This window comes from Clostridioides sp. ZZV14-6153 (genome assembly GCF_020657855.1).
Classification (GTDB): domain Bacteria; phylum Bacillota; class Clostridia; order Peptostreptococcales; family Peptostreptococcaceae; genus Clostridioides.
On record NZ_JAGWCZ010000006.1, the window covers coordinates 36909 to 55553 of the forward strand.

At 28.1% G+C, this 18645-nt stretch carries 12 protein-coding genes, 1 tRNA gene and 3 riboswitches; of the genes, 10 read left to right on the plus strand and 3 right to left on the minus strand.

All coding sequences use genetic code 11. The annotated features are described in order from the left end of the window. The first annotated feature begins 47 nt into the window (after window positions 1-47). The 6 genes from KGF46_RS09300 to KGF46_RS09325 all read left to right on the plus strand — a co-directional run bounded on the left by KGF46_RS09300 (window position 48) and on the right by KGF46_RS09325 (window position 8246). Window positions 48-1031: a dipeptidase gene (locus KGF46_RS09300; protein ID WP_227854698.1), complete on the plus strand. Its 984-nt coding sequence runs from the start codon at window positions 48-50 to the stop codon at window positions 1029-1031. A gap of 239 nt (window positions 1032-1270) precedes the next feature. Continuing rightward, the gene (locus tag KGF46_RS09305; protein WP_227829722.1) at window positions 1271-2224 is read left to right on the plus strand and encodes an ABC transporter permease; all 954 of its coding nucleotides are present in this window, start codon (window positions 1271-1273) and stop codon (window positions 2222-2224) included. Beyond that, window positions 2214-3170, plus strand: a complete 957-nt coding sequence (locus KGF46_RS09310) for an iron chelate uptake ABC transporter family permease subunit (protein ID WP_227829721.1) — start codon at window positions 2214-2216, stop codon at window positions 3168-3170. Before KGF46_RS09305 ends, KGF46_RS09310 begins: the two co-directional genes overlap by 11 nt. Continuing rightward, window positions 3167-3922, plus strand: coding sequence for an ABC transporter ATP-binding protein (locus tag KGF46_RS09315; RefSeq protein WP_227829720.1), 756 nt, complete (start codon window positions 3167-3169; stop codon window positions 3920-3922). The genes KGF46_RS09310 and KGF46_RS09315 overlap by 4 nt, the downstream gene beginning before the upstream one ends. Before the next feature lie 84 nt (window positions 3923-4006). Further along, complete coding sequence (locus KGF46_RS09320) at window positions 4007-4975, plus strand: siderophore ABC transporter substrate-binding protein (protein ID WP_227856701.1); 969 nt, start codon at window positions 4007-4009, stop codon at window positions 4973-4975. A 1411-nt stretch (window positions 4976-6386) separates the two neighbouring features. After that, on the plus strand, window positions 6387-8246 hold the full coding sequence (locus tag KGF46_RS09325; RefSeq protein WP_227838845.1) for a putative bifunctional diguanylate cyclase/phosphodiesterase: 1860 nt from the start codon (window positions 6387-6389) through the stop codon (window positions 8244-8246). 243 nt (window positions 8247-8489) lie between these two features. Here KGF46_RS09325 and KGF46_RS09330 read toward each other — a convergent pair whose 3' ends face one another. From KGF46_RS09330 to KGF46_RS09340, 3 genes are all read right to left on the minus strand, one after another. After that, window positions 8490-9089: a TerD family protein gene (locus KGF46_RS09330; RefSeq protein WP_227829717.1), complete on the minus strand. Its 600-nt coding sequence runs from the start codon at window positions 9087-9089 to the stop codon at window positions 8490-8492. Window positions 9090-9191: 102 nt separating this feature from the next. Further along, window positions 9192-9989: a MetQ/NlpA family ABC transporter substrate-binding protein gene (locus KGF46_RS09335; RefSeq protein ID WP_227841860.1), complete on the minus strand. Its 798-nt coding sequence runs from the start codon at window positions 9987-9989 to the stop codon at window positions 9192-9194. A 113-nt stretch (window positions 9990-10102) separates the two neighbouring features. Next, a riboswitch (SAM riboswitch) is annotated at window positions 10103-10208 on the minus strand. 90 nt (window positions 10209-10298) lie between these two features. Further along, entirely contained in the window at window positions 10299-11285 is a 987-nt protein-coding gene (locus KGF46_RS09340) for a lipoate--protein ligase (protein WP_227841859.1), read from the minus strand. Between the two features lie 168 nt (window positions 11286-11453). Next, a riboswitch (Lysine riboswitch) is annotated at window positions 11454-11630 on the plus strand. 144 nt (window positions 11631-11774) lie between these two features. Here KGF46_RS09340 and KGF46_RS09345 point away from each other — a divergent pair. The 4 genes from KGF46_RS09345 (at window position 11775) to gcvPB (ending at window position 18640) form a co-directional block, all read left to right on the plus strand. After that, window positions 11775-13505, plus strand: a complete 1731-nt coding sequence (locus tag KGF46_RS09345) for a Na+/H+ antiporter NhaC family protein (RefSeq protein WP_227829714.1) — start codon at window positions 11775-11777, stop codon at window positions 13503-13505. Between the two features lie 111 nt (window positions 13506-13616). After that, a tRNA-Leu gene (locus tag KGF46_RS09350) sits at window positions 13617-13697 on the plus strand. 700 nt (window positions 13698-14397) lie between these two features. Continuing rightward, window positions 14398-14502: riboswitch (glycine riboswitch) on the plus strand. A 206-nt stretch (window positions 14503-14708) separates the two neighbouring features. After that, on the plus strand, window positions 14709-17183 hold the full coding sequence (gene gcvPA, locus KGF46_RS20055) for an aminomethyl-transferring glycine dehydrogenase subunit GcvPA (protein WP_255287808.1): 2475 nt from the start codon (window positions 14709-14711) through the stop codon (window positions 17181-17183). Beyond that, window positions 17183-18640 carry an aminomethyl-transferring glycine dehydrogenase subunit GcvPB gene (gene gcvPB, locus KGF46_RS09365; protein WP_227829713.1) on the plus strand — a complete coding sequence of 486 codons (1458 nt, stop codon included), beginning with the start codon at window positions 17183-17185 and terminating at the stop codon, window positions 18638-18640. The genes gcvPA and gcvPB overlap by 1 nt, the downstream gene beginning before the upstream one ends. Window positions 18641-18645: the final 5 nt, after the last annotated feature.

Genomic DNA, 18645 nt, shown 5'->3' on the forward strand with positions numbered 1-18645 from the left:
GTGAAAAACAAACGTTTGAAAAAAACTTTATTTAATTGGAGGTTGTCATGATTTTTGATGGACATTCAGATACTTGGTCAGATGTAACGATAAGAAGGCTTAATGGAGAGAAAGATGTATTTAGAAGAATCCATCTTGAAAATTTTAAAAAAGCAAATATTGAAGGGGCTATTTTTGTAATATGGATAGACCCGCCATATGATAAAAAGCCGGAAAAGAGAGTTAAGCAGATAATAGAATGTGTAAAAGAAGAAATTGAAGATATGAAGGATATTGTAAATATAGTAAAAAAATATTCTGATATAAATAAAGGTCTAAATGAGAATAAAATAAATATTTTAATAGGTCTTGAAGGTTTAAGCCATGTTGGAAAAAATTTAGACTTAATCGAATATTATTATAAAGAAGTTGGAGCTAGACATGCATCATTAACTTGGAATGAACAGAATGAACTTGCTACAGGGTGTTTAGGAGATGAAAACAGAGGATTAACTGAAATAGGAAAAAAAGCAGTAGAGAAGTTAGAACAATTAGGTATGCTAATAGATGTATCACATCTAAATGAAAAATCATTTTGGGATTTGATGTCTGTTGTAAGTAAACCAGTTATAGCATCTCATTCTAATGTTAAAAATCTATGTGATGCAAAAAGAAATCTCACAGATAATCAATTAAAAGAAATTTCAAAAACAGGTGGATTAGTGGGAATAAATAGCTTTAGAGGATTTACCAATATTAATCCGAAAAAGCAAGATTTAATACACTTAGTTGACCATATAGATTATATGGTGAATCTTATAGGTATAGAGCATGTATCTTTTGGTTTTGATTTTAGTGATTATCTAGGAGAAGAGACTATAGGCTCTTTTACTGAAGAAAATTCCAAAAATCCAAGTGTAGATGGGCTTAAAAGTACATATGAAGCTAAGAATATAATAGTAGAGCTTGAAAAAAGAGGATATAAAAAGAGTGATATAAACTTAATATCTAGTGGAAACTTTTATAGAGTATTTAAAGAGATACTAAAGTAAGATAGTAACTAAATTAGGTGTAGAAAATACTATACTTAATAATAAGCATTCATATATATAGGTTTATATATGGTATATAGATTATATTAAATTTAAATGTTACTAGAATTAAAAATTCTAGTAACATTTTTTATATAAAAAAACAAATATCTATATATATTGACAATGATAATTATTATTGATAAACTATAAAAGAAATGATAATTATTATCATTTTTAGTAAAAACTAAGGAGGGAGAATGAAAAAGAGATATTTAATTATAGGAATAATAATTTTATCTTATTTTTCCTTATTTATAGGAGCAGAAGATATAAACATAATGCATATATTTGCAAAAAATCAGCATAAACTTATGATATTTGTCATGAGTAGAATACCAAGATTAATAAGTATATTGATTGCAGGTATAGGAATGAGTATAGCAGGCCTTATAATGCAACAGATAAGTAAAAATAAATTTGTATCGCCTACTACAGGAGCAACAATAGATGCGGCTCAATTTGGTATAGTAATTTGTATGCTTTTAATACCAAGTGCATCGATTTTCATGAAGACTATAATAGCATTTATATTTTCTCTTATAGGAACATTTATGTTTATGAAAATAATAAGGAAGTTACAGTTTAAAAGTATAATATTCGTACCATTAGTAGGTATAATGTTTGGAAATATAATAGGTTCTATGACTGATTTTATTGCATATAAATATGATTTGAGTCAAAATGTAAGTTCTTGGATGCAGGGTGATTTTTCTATGATACTTAAAGGAAATTATGAAATATTATACATAACAATACCTCTCATAATAGTAGCATATATTTATGCAAATAGATTTACTGTTGTTGGAATGGGGATGGATTTTGCAACTAACTTAGGGCTAAGTTATAAAAAAGTCGTCAATTTAGGTTTAATAATAGTAGCTCTTGTCACAGTATGTGTAGTTGTTACTGCTGGTAATATACCTTTTATAGGTCTAATAGTTCCAAATATTGTATCTCTGTATATGGGTGATAATATAAGAGATAGTATATGGCATACGGGATTATTTGGGGCAATATTTGTACTTATATGTGATATTTTTGGAAGGATTATCATTTATCCATATGAAATATCTATAGGGCTTACAGTTGGCGTTATAGGAAGTATACTATTCCTTTACTTAATACTAAGGAGGAATATAAATGAAGCTTAGTCTTAATAAAAAAATTTATTTGATGACTGCATTACTCTTGATATCAATGGTGCTTTTTTTAACCTATGGAATAGACATGAATAATCTAGATTATGCATTATCACAAAGAATACCAAAAGTACTTGCGATGATACTTGGAGGAGGATGTATAGCATTTACTACTGTAGTATTTCAAACAATTACTAACAATCAGATATTAACACCAAGTGTACTAGGCTTAGATTCCTTATATGTAATGATTCAAACTATAATAGTATTTATATTTGGAGCAACCAGTATTCTTATCATAAATGAAAATTATAATTTTATCATTAATGTTACTATAATGATTGTAGCTTCAATGCTATTGTATAGAGCATTGTTTGAAAGAAAAGAAAATAATATTTTCTTTTTAATCCTAGTAGGAATGGTATTTGGAACTTTATTTAAAAGTGCAACAACATTTATTCAAGTAATGATAGACCCTAATGAATTTCTAGCACTACAAACTAGCATAATGGCTAGTCTAAATAATATAAATACAAATGTATTATTAATTGCATTTATAATAGTTATTGCAACAATACCTTTTATATATGATGATATAAAATATTTAGATGTACTGTCATTAGGTAGAGAGCAAGCGATTAATTTAGGTGTAGATTTTGATAAAGTAGTAAAAAAAATGATAATCCTAATAGCAATTTTAGTTTCAGTATCAACAGCACTTATTGGACCTATGACATTTTTAGGTCTTTTACTAGCCAACATAGCTAGAGAAGTTTTTAAAACATATAAACATACGTATTTAATTTTAGGTTCTATATTGCTAGGAATAATTACATTAATAATAGGTCAATTTTTTATACAACATATATTCAAATTTGATACAACATTAAGCGTAGTAATAAATTTTATAGGAGGAATTTACTTTATCCAATTATTATTAAAGGGGGCAAATAGATGATAGAAATAAAAAACATATTTAAAAAATATAAAAATAAAAATGTTGTAGATAATGTTTCTTTTAATATAGAAAAAGGGAAAATAACATCTTTTATAGGTCCAAATGGGGCTGGTAAAAGTACTGTATTATCAATAGTAACAAGACTTATAGGAGGTGATAGTGGAGAAGTATTGATAGAAGGAAAAAACTTAAACTCTTACAATAATAAAGAACTAGCTAAAAAAATAGCTATACTTAAACAATCTAATAATATAACTTTAAAACTCACAATAAGAGAATTAGTTGGATTTGGAAGATTTCCATACAGTGAAGGAAATTTAACTCAAGATGATGAAAAATACATTAATGAAGCTATAGAGTATATGAAACTAACTGATATACAAGACAAATATTTGGATGAATTAAGTGGAGGTCAAAGACAAAGAGCTTATATAGCAATGGTAATAGCCCAAAATACAGAGTACATATTACTTGATGAACCACTTAACAATTTGGATATGAATCATTCAGTACAAATGATGAAGGTACTTAGAAGTCTTTGTGATGAATTAGGTAAGACTATAGTGTTGGTCATGCATGATATAAATTTTGCTTCATGCTATTCAGATAATATAGTTGCACTTAAAAATGGAAAAATTGAAAAGGTAGGTCGTACAGATGAAATAGTCAATGAAAAAGTTTTAGGAGATATTTACGAAATGAACTTTGACATTAAGCATATAAATGGAAATAGAATATGTGTTTATTTTTAAGACACTATAGATAGGAATCTATGAATTTTCTAATCAAAATTTAAACTAAGACGAATATTAATAAAAAATGAGGGAGACATTAAGATGAATAAAAAAGCAGCAATAATAGCAACAGTGGCTATAGTAGGATTAGTAGCAGTATTTGCATTAGGTGGGAGTAAAAAAGGTGAGAAGAAAACAGCAGATGCTTCAGATGCTACTATAAAAATAACTCATAGCTTAGGAGAAATAGATGTAAAGTTAAAGCCTAAAAAAGTAGTAGTATTTGATTATTCAGCACTAGATACAATGGATGCACTAGGTGTCAGTGAGAGTTTAGTAGGACTTCCAAAATCAAGTTTGCCAGCATCTTTAGAAAAGTATAAAGATGAAAAATATGCAGACTTAGGTGGATTAAAAGAACCAGATTTAGAAGGTATAAAATCAACAAATCCAGATTTAATTATAATAAATGGAAGACAAGAAGATTTTTATGAGCAATTATCTAAGATAGCACCAACAATAAGTACAAGTAAAGATGATAAGAAGTATTTAGAATCTGTCAAAAGTAATATAAATAAAATAGCTAAAATATTTGGAGTAGAAGAGAAAGCTAATCAAGAATTTGCTAAAATTGAAAAGAAAATAGAAGTTTTAAATAAAAAAGTAACAGAGAAAGACTTAAATGCTTTAACTCTTATGGTAAATGAGGGGAATTTAAGTGTATTTGGTGAAGAGTCTAGATTTAGCATATTATACAATAGTTTTGGATTTAAGAATAAGGATAAAGATATAAAGGAATCAAGTCATGGTCAAAATATTACTTTTGAATATGTAGCTAAACAAAATCCAGATATTATGTTTGTTATAGATAGAGGTATAGCTACTGGTAGTGATGTGAAAGCTGGTTTAACAGCTAAATCTGTTTTAAACAATGACGTAATAAAATCTATGGATGCTTATAAAAATGATAATATAATATACTTAGATGCACCAATATGGTATGTAAATGATGGTGGTCTTACATCTTTAAATAAAATGATAGATGATGCTTCAAAAGCAGTTAATAAGTAAGCATATTGTTTATAGCAAATGTGCTTTATATAATGATTATATTAATCAGCCACTTTAAAGTGGCTGATTTTTTATGATTTAAATATTTCTGTGGTTAATAACATTATAAGCTTTGCTTTATATAGTTTATTTAATTGAAAGATATAGCTCATTATGTACAATACTATTTAACATAAATATAATGTTGTGAAAAAATTTCTTTGATTATAAGGATTTTATCATTCTATGTTTAAAAAACTAGCTAGAACTTGTGGTTTATTAGTTATTTTGATACAATTAATCCAATATATACATGAACAAGGTTATGTTATTATATTAATAATTCAATGGATATATATTTATTTATTATATAATTTCCCAGAAGGGGGGTTAAATATAAGAAGAAAATCTCTAAAAAAACGTTTTTTTATTTTTAGTACTAATTATTGCTTTTATCCATATAACACCTACAGCATATGCACTAAAGAAAGAAGGTAGAATTGGGCTAAATTGATTTAATGGGAGCTATAATTTAAATGATGACTTTGGAAAAATATATAACTATTCAAGTCATAGTTATGTAGTATCTGACACTGTTTTACAAGTATTGTATGATGATACAAAAGACATTATTATTGACGCTCAAGCTACACAGACATTGAGGGTTGTAGTAATTAGAAATAACAATAAAATGATAAAAGATTTAGAAGCATATTGTAAAAGAAGTCTTTATACCACAATATGTATATTGTGATAGTGAAAAAGAACAGATACAGGCTATGCAAGATGGTTCTCAGAAGACATGCTTAACTATAATACGAATTATATTGAAAATGTAAAAACAATTGCCAAATTTTCTCTAAAACCCTTCTATTTCATGACTGGCCGAGGCGATAATAATGGTTTGATTAAAGAACTAGATTAAGCTATTTCTAATATTTATCAAATAGACCCTTATTTCTCAACTAGTTTACATGAAAAATACTTTGTACAACAGAACTTGAAAAACATTTACGTGTGTATGAACTTATGGATGATTATTTTATTGAGTATGATTATAAAAAAACACATTGATGTTTTCAATACCACCTACAAACGAGAATGAACAACCTAGATTAATTACATATGATTATTAAAAATTTAATAAAGCTGAAAGTTCTACTAAACAAAGAGCAGAATTTTTAAATGTAATTAAGTCACAAGAAGATGGAATTAAGGAAGCTTATTTATATTTTAAGTGATAAGAGAATTTTATTAAAGTTTAATACACGTTATTTGAGAAAAATGATTATACAATATTTTTACTAAGTTGGTTATTAAAAATGTTTAGAAAATTGAAATCATACTAATTATTTATAACATATAAAAAACCTAGTTAGCATAATTGTAGAATATCTGATAAACGTGAAAATATAGGGGATAGAGGTATTTTATGAAGAGATTTTTAAAGATGACTATCTTAGTTTTATTTGTTTTATTAATTTCTATAAGTTACATTTCTGTTCAATTAATTCACAACATTGGAGATTATGGAAAGTTGATTAATTATGTTGGTATTGTTCGTGGAGCTAGTCAACGTCTAACTAAATTAGAAATGAATCTTCAACCAAATGATGAACTAGTAGAATATATCGATGAAATTTTACATGAATTAAATACAGGACATGGAAAATATGGTCTAGTAGTCACTGACTGTAAAAAATATAATGAGTATTTATCTTTACTAGAAAGAAAATGGGAAGATTTAAATATTGAAATTAAAAAAGTAAGGATGGAAGAAGATAGTAGTCAGTTATTACAAACAAGTGAAGAATTTTTTAAGATTGCAAATGACACAGTATTCGAAATAGAACATTATTCTAAAGAAAAAAGCAATTACTTAATGACTTTAATAATTATAATATCGATTGTAGGCATAGTAGCATGGATTATATTGATTATACAGTACAATAGAAGATTAATTAAACTTGAAAAACTAAACGTAGATTTAAAAAATATTGCATATAAAGATGAACTTACAGGAGCAAATACTATAGAAAAGTTTAAGTTGGATGCAGAGCAGTATATTTATAAGTATAAAGATAAGAAATTTGCTATATTTTATATCGATTTTGAAAATTTTAAGTATATCAATGATATATTTGGATACGATTATGGTGACATGATATTAAAACGCTATTCTAATATCATGATGGATGATATTGGAAAATACGAAGTATTTGCAAGAGAGATTGCAGATAGATTTGTTGCATTAAGATGTTATGTAGATAAGGAGACTTTGCTAAGAAGACAACAAGTTGTAGATGATAAGTTGATTAACATTACAGATGAAATTAAAAATAAATATAGTATTACTATTGTTAGTGGAATTTGTTGTATTGAAGATGTGAATGAGAAATTAAATATAGATGATTTGATAAATCGTGCAAACTTTGCACAAAAGACTGTCAAAAATAAACCAGGTACTAAGTATGCTTTTTATAATGAAAATATTCGTAAAAAAATGATTGAAGAAAATACAATTAAGAGTAGAATACATGAAGCACTCAATAGAAGAGAATTTGTTGTTTATTTTCAACCTAAAGTTAACTTACATAATCAAAAAATAGATTGTGCAGAAGCCTTAGTACGTTGGATGACACCAGACAAATGTGTGATATCTCCAGCGATATTTATTCCAATACTGGAAAAGGAGTTTTTTATTAGTTTGGTAGACCAATATGTGTTTGAAGAGGTATGTAGATGGATTAGAAAGAGATTAGATGAAAATAAAACAATTGTTCCTATCTCAGTTAATGTTTCTAAGATTCAATTTTATAATGCTAAGTTTGTAGAAACTTATTCGCACATACAAAATAAATATAATATACCTAAAAATACTATAGAAATTGAATTTACAGAAAGTGTTGCTTTTGAAAATCAAGAGCATCTTTTAGAAATTGTACATGACCTACATGAAAGTGGCTTTACTTGTTCTTTGGATGATTTTGGAAAGGGATACTCGTCTCTAAGTGTTTTGAAGGATTTACCATTTGATGTTTTAAAGCTTGACTCGATGTTTTTTAAAGAGAGTTTAAACAAAGAAAAAGAGAAGATAGTAATAAAAAATATTATACAGATGATAAAAGAGTTAAATATTATAACTGTTGCTGAAGGTATTGAATATAAAGAACAGGTTGAGTTTCTTAAAGAGATTGGGTGTGATTTGGTTCAAGGGTTTGTCTTTTATAAACCAATGCCAATGTTAGAGTTTGAAAAAATATTAGATAAAGAAATTGTTTATAGTTTATAATAGTTAAAGTATATTTTAATATATAATAATCTAATAAAGTACTTATATTATAAGTACTTTATTAGATTTTGTTAACTATTTAAAAACGTATAGTGGTATAAGTACTGAGAATAACATCAATATATATGATATACGATTTTAAATAAATAATTATATGAAAACTATAAATTCTTATAAAGTTTTATGTGAGGTGTAAATAATATGAAGTTATGTTTTGGATAAGATGAACCTTCTTAAACATTATTATTTTTTTCCTGCAACCCATTTTAAGCCCCAGTTAAACTCATTATCCATTTCTCTATGTCCTTTAAAGTATTTAACTACTTTTTCAACGCTAAATGTTTCATCATTTACATTTTCTATTAATGCTATTGAACACATATTATAGCCATTTTTATGCTCATCAAGCTTAACCACTAAATCAGAATCTTGTTTTTGTTTAATAGTTACAATTCCATCAGCTTCTGACCAATTAGCCACACCTTCATAAATAAAAGCATAAATCAATATTCTTTTTATTTCTTTTATCTTGTTACCGTTGATTCTTATATTTTCGCCTTGTGTATTGCTTCCTGTTCGGTCATCTCCATCTAGTTGAGCAAAAGGAGGATGTTCTAAATTACCAAAGGAATTGCCCAATGCTTGAACAGCACCTTTTGCACCATTTTTCATTTCAAACAAGCAGCCTAAATCTAAATCTATATTACTACTTCTTAGAGCTCCAAAAAAGCCCTTTTTTTGTACTTTTTGATTCCAATTTAAATTAACTAAAATCTCACCTAAATCGGTATTTTCTTTTTTTGTAAGATTTATTTTTTGTCCTTTTTTCAATTCTATAGCCATAGTAATCTTCCTCCACAAACATAGATTTATTTAAATGGTAGCACTTAATAAGTCAATATTCAACAAGATTACAATAATAATGTTCAAATTATACTAATTCTACTAAAAAACAGGAATTACAATTCCTTTATATTTTTCTTCAATTAAGTTTCTTGCTTTATCTGATGTAAGAACTTCTTGTAGAACTTTAATTTTTTCACTATCTTTATCTTCAGTTCTAAATGCTAAAAGATTAGCATACTCATCATTCACTGGTGCTGTGTAGATTCCATTTTTCTTAGCATTAAGACCAGCAGGTACTGCGTAAGTAGTGTCTATAAATGCAGCAGTTACATCTGGAAGAGAAGATGGTATTTGAGCAATATCTAATTCTTTGAATTGTATGCCCTTTGGATTTTCAATTATATCTTTAGGACTAACTAAATTATTTTCTTTAGGTAAAGTTAAAAGTCCCATACTTTCAAGATATCTAAGGTCTTTAGAACAAGAAGATGGATTGTTGCTTATTGCAATTGTATCTCCCTTTTTAAATTCATCAACAGATTTTATTTTGTAAGAGTAAAGTATGGCTGGGCATACATATAGTTTAGTTCCTGCCATTATTTTATAGCCTTTAGCTTTAACAGCTTCTTTTAGATAAGGTTCATGTTGAAATAGATTTGCATCAATTTCGCCATTATTTAAAGCTTCATTTGGAAGTATGTAATCGTCAAAGTTTTTAACTTCTAAAGTATAACCTTTTTCTTCAATAAGTGGTTTTAGTTCTTCTAACAACTCTCCACCTGGAACTAAAGTAGCACCAACAACAATTTTTTTATCGTCTTTAGATTTTGAACATCCAACTACAGATAAAGTAAATACTAGACATAATAACAAACTTAATAATTTTTTGAATTTCATAAAAATTCCCTCCTGAATATAATTGATTAGTTAAAAATAAAATACCCTCTTTTTATCACATTGTGAAAATAAAATAAGCCTGAGTATAAACTCAGGCTTTAAAAGCTAATTTAAACTCATCTTTCAGTACAATACTGCAGGATTTAGCACCAATGTATATTAAAATATACTGGTTGCTGGGTTTCATAGGGCCAGTCCCTTCACCACTCTGGATAAGAAGTATTAATTTTTAATTATGTTATAAATATTAGCATGATTTTTTGTATCTGTAAACATAATTTTATAAATATTTTAAAATTTTTGTTATTTTTACTTAACACCTAAAATTCCAGAAACTAAAATATTAGTATCAGCACCCAAGAAATAGTCATTTATTTCAATTGTATCTAAAATAGTTCTCAATGAATTTTCCTCATGTTTTGTACCGATAAGTTTATCTTCTACAAAAGATACATCGTACTTCCCAAAGAAATCTCCAAAAAACTTTATACTAGTTATTATACCTTTATCAACATTTAAATTAAATTCTACATTTCCACCAACATATTTTAATTCATTTGAAAGAGAGTATTTCGGTGAATTACCAAAGTTCCAATCCCAAGTTTCATATTTTGATTTAGTAAGTTTTTCTATTTCCTCTATGTCATGTTTACTTAGAGAATAATTTGTATTATCAGCATTTGTCGCAGAAAGATAATTCATTATAGCATCTTTAAACTCAAGTATATCCATATCAGACTGTAAATGTTCACTTATATTGGTTACACGAGACTTTACAGATTTTATACCTTTACCCTCAAATTTTATGGGTTTTACTTTTAGTGCATTTGAAAGGTCATTTATCTCAGATGAAAATAAAAGTGTCCCATGATGCATTACTTTATTTTTATAGTTATGTTGAGCATTTCCAGAGAATTTTTTGCCATCTATAAGAAGGTCATTTCTTCCAGAAAACTCAGCACTGACATCTAAGGTTTTAAGTAAGTCTATTATTGGTTGAGTGAATCTTCTGAAATCACTAAAACTATTATTATTACAAGCTATAAATGTAAAGTTTATATTTCCTAAATCATGAAATACAGCTCCTCCACCAGATTGTCTTCTAACAACTGGTATTGAATGTTCTCTTATATATTCTAAGTTTATTTCAGAAAGTGTATTTTGATTTTTTCCAACAATTATAGATGGTTCATTCCTCCATAAAATAAATAAATCTTCGTCAAAATTTTTAAGTAGATATTCTTCCATTGCTAAATTGAAATAAGGGTTTGTTTTTTCATTGTAAATTAATAACATTAAAGTAATTCCTCCATATAATTGATAAAATTTTTTTAGCTGATTTTAGTACAATTAATTTTATAATTCGACAATGATATAAAAAATCCTTTAAAGTAAAATTTTTAAAACTTCCTTGCAAAGTTTAAATAAATAATATATACTCAAAATATATTTAATAAAAGTGAATAAAAGGGTAGAGGCGCAATAATCTATCAGTACTAATAAGGAGTTAAGCACAAAGAATTATTGGGAAAGGGGATATTGCCGAAGTTTTATAATCGATGCTTTAAGATTATATTGCTGGGGGTACATAAAATATATGTACAACTGTCACAGGTTTATTTGTGGTGAGCTATCATTTAAGGAATTATATTATATTTGTTTTTTAGTATTATCAATGTATGTAATGTTTAAGCCTTGAGTGTTTACCACTCAAGGCTTTTTTATTTTATCATAACCCATAATACCCTATATAATTCACAAAATTAAAAAGAGAGGGAGATTTATATGAGAAATAAAAAATTTAACATTATTTTTCTGACGACAATTATGTTTATAATGTCAACTGTAATGGTATTTGCAGAGGAAGATATAGATACTATTGCATTAGCTAACGCAGAAAAATTTGGAATCTTAACTTTAATACCACCATTAGTTGCTATAATACTTGCATTTATAACTAAAAATGTAATAATTTCTTTGTTGCTAGGAATTCTTTCTGGGAGTTTTATAATTCAAGTCAGTGGCGTTAATGTATTTGCTGCATTTATACAAGCATTTTTAGACTTAGTAGATAGAGCTTTAGTATCTCTATCAGACCCGTGGAATGCGGGGATAATACTACAAGTCTTAGCAATTGGGGGAGTAATAAATCTTGTTGCCAAGATGGGTGGTGCCAAGGCTATAGCTGAAGCACTTGCAAAGAGAGCAAAATCAGCTAAAGGGACACAGATTATAACTTGGTTTTTAGGTCTTTTAGTTTTCTTTGATGATTATGCTAATTCATTAATTGTAGGGCCTATGATGAGACCTGTTGCAGATAAAATGAAAATATCAAGAGAAAAATTAGCATTTATAATAGATGCTACAGCAGCACCAGTTGCTGGGCTTGCCATAATATCTACATGGATAGGTCTTGAAGTTGGTTTAATACATGATGCTTTTGAAAGTATAAGTGTAGATGTTGATGCGTTTGGCATATTTTTAAATACAATACCATTTAGATTTTATAACATATTAATATTAGCATTTATTGTAATTTCAGCGTTATTATTAAAAGAATTTGGACCAATGAGAAAAGCTGAAATAAAATCTAGAAGTAGAAAAATTGGCACAGACCTTGATGAAGGCGTTGAAGAATTGGATGATTTAGCTCCAAAAGATGGAGTAAAATTAAGTGTATGGAATGCTATAATTCCAATAGGTACATTGATAGTAGTTGCACTAGCATCATTCTATTATAGTGGATATACATCTATAATGGGAGGTGAAGATAAGACTTTAATACAATTATTTACAAATTCACCATATTCTTTTGAAGCAATAAAAGAAGCATTTAGTGCATCTGATGCATCTAGAGCATTATTCCAATCTGCATTAGTTGCAAGTTTAGTTGCTATTATAATGGCTGTAGTTAAAAAGATTTTTACAGTATCAGAAGCAATTGATGTTTGGATAGATGGAATGAAAAGTTTAGTAATCACTGGTGTAATATTAATACTTGCTTGGTCATTAAGTTCAGTAATAAAAGAGTTAGGTACAGCTAAATTCTTGATACATTTATTATCTGGTTCATTGCCTCCATTCTTGCTACCAAGCTTAATATTTGGATTAGGAGCAATAATATCTTTTGCTACTGGAACAGCTTATGGAACAATGGGTATACTTATGCCACTTGCAATACCACTTGCATATTCACTAAATCCTGATATGTCTTATGTAATAGTAAGTACAAGCGCAGTTTTAACAGGTGCAATATTTGGAGACCATTGTTCCCCAATTTCAGATACAACAATACTTTCTTCAATGGGAGCTGGATGTAATCATATAGACCATGTTAATACTCAAATGCCATATGCCATATTTACAGCAGTAATTACTATTGTATTTGGATATATACCAGCTGGATTTGGATTGCCAATATATATAGTATTGCCAGTTGCTATAGTAGCTGTATTTGTAGGTCTTCAAATTATAGGTAAGAAAGTAGATGAAGTAGAAGTAGAACTTGCAGAATAAGGCTGTAAATGAATTTCACCTTCTATTATCATTATTTTATTTATTTTTAGATAATTTAAAAAAGTTATTGAAAATAATAGCGAAATATAGTAAAATAAAAGAGTGATATAAGCGGATGTGGCGGAATTGGCAGACGCACTAGACTTAGGATCTAGCGCCATTGGCGTGGGGGTTCGACTCCCTTCATCCGCACTTTACAGTACTTAGTTGTGCTGAAAAAAACTGGGGTTGCTGGCTTTCGGAGTGGGCTATCCCGTTTTTATTTTTTGATAAATAACTATCTTAAAACATAATGCAAACATTTCTACTTTTTTTTTAAATCGAAAAAATAACTAAAAGTTAGATTATCCACAGAAAAATTGAAATTATAAGCAGTTACAAAGGATTTAAGAAGTTATTTTACCATTAATTTACTACTTATGAATGAGTCTTGATACGATGAAAAATACTAGAAAAATCAATATATGATAGATTGGCACTTTAATATGAGGTGCTTTTTTTAAATGACTAAAATTTTAAAAATATTCAAATCACATAACCATTCAATAGTTGTAATTCTATTAAAAATATTCTATTTTAAAAATCTTATTTTTCACAAGTTTAAAATTGTAAACGATTTCATCAAGTGTATGAATATACTTTTAACATGTTATAGTAAATCTCAATACAAATTTACATTTGGTTATTTGTGTGTTATTTTAATAATAAATTAAGTGAAAATGTTATTTTGCATTAATATATAATATCTTTGCAGAAGAGTGAATAATATAAAAGAGAAATGATTGATAATAAAAACTTAACAAAAAAATTAATACATAAAAAAAAATAAATATAATGTGTTGACATTTGATTTAAATATTCATAAAATAAAATTGAAAATAAATATTTCCAAGTGAGATTAGCGAGAGAGACCTTTATACAAAAAGGCGCCGAAGAAGAAATTTAAGAAATGCCAATCCTTAGAGAAGCTTTCAGGCAAAAATATCGCTAATTGATGGGACTCTGGAGAGACTTAAGTTAAATACTATAAGTCACCGAAGAAGCAGAATAATATTAAATTATTAAATCTTTCAGGTATACAAACAGGGATATATAGGCTAGGATTATTTTCTATGCTTATATATTTTTTTTATGAGAAAATACAGGACATAGTGGTGAAGTTGCTTAAATATAATAGGTTTAATTTTATGGGGAGGGTTATATATGAATGAATTAAAAAGAGTGCCTTTGTATAATACACACAAAGAGCTTGGTGCAAAGCTTGTTGAATTTGCTGGCTGGGAGATGCCTTTGGAATATGAAGGAATAAACAAAGAGCATAAAATGGTTAGAAAAAGTGCAGGTATATTTGATGTATCTCACATGGGAGAAGTAGAAGTAAAAGGAGTAGAATCAGAAAAATTTATACAAAACCTAGTTACGAATGATATAAGTGGATTAAAAGTCAATGACATCATATATACACCTATGTGCTATGAAAATGGTGGAGTTGTTGATGATTTATTAATATATAAGTTTGGGGAAGAAGATTATTTGTTAGTAATAAATGCAGGAAATATAGACAAAGATGTTGCCTGGATAATCAAGCAAAGTGAAGGATATAAAGTAAATATAAAAAATATATCTAATGAAGTTTGTCAATTAGCAGTTCAAGGACCTAAAGCAGAAAAAATTCTTCAAAAAATCACAGACATAAATTTAGAATCAATAAAATTTTATAAGTCAATGCCAGAGGTAAAAGTATCTGGATACTCTTGTTTAGTTTCAAGAACAGGATATACTGGAGAAGATGGTTTTGAAATATATTGCAAAAATGAACATGTAAAAGCAATTTGGGATGAAGTCCTAAAAGTTGGAGGAGAAGATATATGTCCAGCTGGTCTAGGTTGTAGAGATACTTTAAGATTTGAAGCAGCCTTACCTCTATATGGACATGAAATAAATGAACACATATCTCCACTTGAAGGAGGATTATCTATTTTTGTAAAAGTAAATAAGGAATCATTTATTGGCAAATCAATCTTAGCAGAAGAAAAAGAAAATGGGATTAAAAGAAAATTAGTAGGATTTGAAATGCAAGGCAAAGGGATGCCTAGAAATGGATATGATATAAAAGTTGGAGATAAAACAGTTGGTTTTGTAACTACTGGGTGTGCATCTCCAACAACAGGGAAAATCTTAGGTATGGGAATTATAGATGCTGAATATGCAAAAGCAGGAACTGAAATAGGTATAGCCATTAGAAAAAAAGTTGTTCCTGCTATAACAGTTAAGAAGCCTTTTTATAAAAAACAATATAAAAAAGATAATGTTGTAGTAAATAAAGAAAATAAATTTTCATATATACCTGCTACAAATGAAGATAAGATAAAAATGTTAAAAGTAGTTGGATTAAACTCAGTTGATGAATTATTTTCAGATGTACCAGATGAACTAAAATTAAAAAGAGATTTAAATCTAGACAGTGGAAAATCTGAATTAGAAGTTAGTAAAATAGTAAAAAGATTGTCAGAGGAAAATTTAAGTCTAGAAGATTTAACTTGTTTTCTTGGAGCTGGTGCGTATGACCATTATATTCCATCAATTATAAAACATATAACTTCAAGGTCAGAATTTTATACAGCATATACTCCATATCAAGCAGAAATAAGTCAAGGAACTTTGCAAGTAGTGTTTGAGTTTCAATCCATGATTGCAGAAATTACTGGTATGGAAATTGCAAATGCATCAATGTATGATGGAGCTACTGCTGCAATAGAAGCATGTATAATGGCAATGAATCAAACTAGAAAAAGTAAAATAGTAGTATCAAAGACTACACATCCAGAAACTTTATCAGTACTAAGAACTTATTTACAATATAAAGATTGTGAAATAGTAGAAATTGATTTTTGTAGTGAATATGGAACTACAGATATAGAAAAATTAAGAGCTTCTGTAGATAAAGATACAGCATGTGTCCTTATACAAACTCCTAACTTCTTTGGGATTATTGAAGAAATGGAAGGAATAGAAAAGATAACTCATGAAAATAAAGCCATGTTAATTATGAGTGTTGACCCAATATCATTAGGTGTTTTAAAAACACCAGGTGAAATAGGAGCAGATATTGTTGTTGGAGAAGCTCAATCACTAGGAAATCCTCTTAATTTTGGAGGTCCTTATGTAGGATTTTTGGCTAGTAAATCTAAATATACAAGAAAAATGCCAGGAAGAATAGTTGGGCAAAGTTTAGATACAGAAGGGAAAATTGCATATGTATTAACTTTACAAACTAGAGAGCAACATGTAAGAAGAGAAAAAGCAACTTCTAATATATGTTCCAATCAAGCTCTAAATGCTCTTGTAGCATCAATATACATGGCTACTATGGGTAAAGAAGGATTTAAAGAAGTTGGTATGCAATCAATGAAAAAAGCACACTATGCTTATAATAAACTTGTGCAAACAGGAAAATACAGACCTATATTTAAAGGCCGATTTTTTAAAGAATTTGCAGTACAAGGAAATCATAATATAGATACTATAAACGATAAACTTTTAGAAGAAAATATATTAGGTGGTTATAATTTAGAACACAATTATCCAGAATTAAAAAATTCAACTTTACTTTGTGTAACTGAAAAAAGAAGTAAAAATGAAATAGATAAGTTAGTTGGAATAATGGAGGGGTTATAATGAAAGAATATAATAGTTTGTTGATAGATATATCTAAAAAAGGCAGAAAAGCATACTCAATTCCAGAGTTAGATATAGATGATATAAAAATAGAAGATATGATTGACCCAAGTATGGCTAGACAAAATGAATTAAACTTACCAGAAGTTGGTGAATTAGAATTAGTTAGACATTATACTTTATTGTCAAATAAGAATTTTGGTGTTGATACTGGTTTTTATCCCTTAGGTTCTTGTACAATGAAATATAACCCTAAAATTAATGAAGATATGGCAGCACTTCCAAACTTTACTGGAATGCATCCATATCAATCTCCAGATACAGCACAAGGGTCTCTTGCTCTTATGTATGATTTATCAAATAAGCTTGCAGAAATTACAGGTATGGATGAAGTGACACTTCAACCTTCAGCAGGTTCACATGGTGAATTTACAGGTCTTATGCTGATAAAGGCGTATCATGAAAATAGAGGAGACTATAAAAGAACTAAAGTAATAATTCCAGATTCTGCACATGGAACAAATCCAGCAAGTGCAGCTATGGCGAATTTTGATGTAATTCAAATAACATCTGATAAAAATGGTGCTGTAGATATAGATGCGTTAAAAGAAGTTTTAAATGATGAAGTAGCAGCCCTTATGCTTACAAATCCAAGCACTCTTGGGCTATTTGAAAAAAATATAAAAGAAATAGCTGACCTTGTACATGAAGCAGGTGGTCTTTTGTATTATGATGGTGCAAACATGAATGCTATTATGGGAATAACAAGACCAGGAGATATGGGATTTGATGTAGTCCATCTTAATCTTCATAAGACATTTTCAACTCCTCATGGTGGCGGTGGTCCAGGGGCTGGACCTGTTGGAGCAAAAAAAGAGTTAGTGTCTTTTTTACCAATTCCAGTAATTGAAAAACAAGAAGATAAATATGTATTAAATTATGACAGACCAAAATCTATCGGAAAAATTAAAAATTTTTATGGAAATTTTGGTGTCCTTGTAAGAGCTTACACATATATATTAACAATGGGAAGAGATGGACTTAAAGAAACTAGTGAAATGGCAGTTCTAAATGCTAATTATATAAAAGAAAGTATAAAAGATGATTATATTTTACCAATAGATATTTTATGTAAACATGAGTTTGTATTAGGCGGATTACCAAGAGGAGAAGCAAATATAAAAACTATTGACATAGCAAAGCGATTGTTGGATTATGGATATCATCCTCCAACAATGTATTTCCCTCTTATTATAAATGAGGCGCTTATGATAGAGCCTACAGAAAGTGAGAGTATAGAAACATTAGATAGTTTTATTGAAGCTATGAAGAATGTCGCAAAAGAAGCTAAGGAAGAACCAGAATTACTAAAAACTGCTCCACATAATACTTTAGTTAAAAGAGTTGATGATGCAAGAGCAGTGAAAAAGCCTATATTAACATGGTCACAAAGATAAATAAT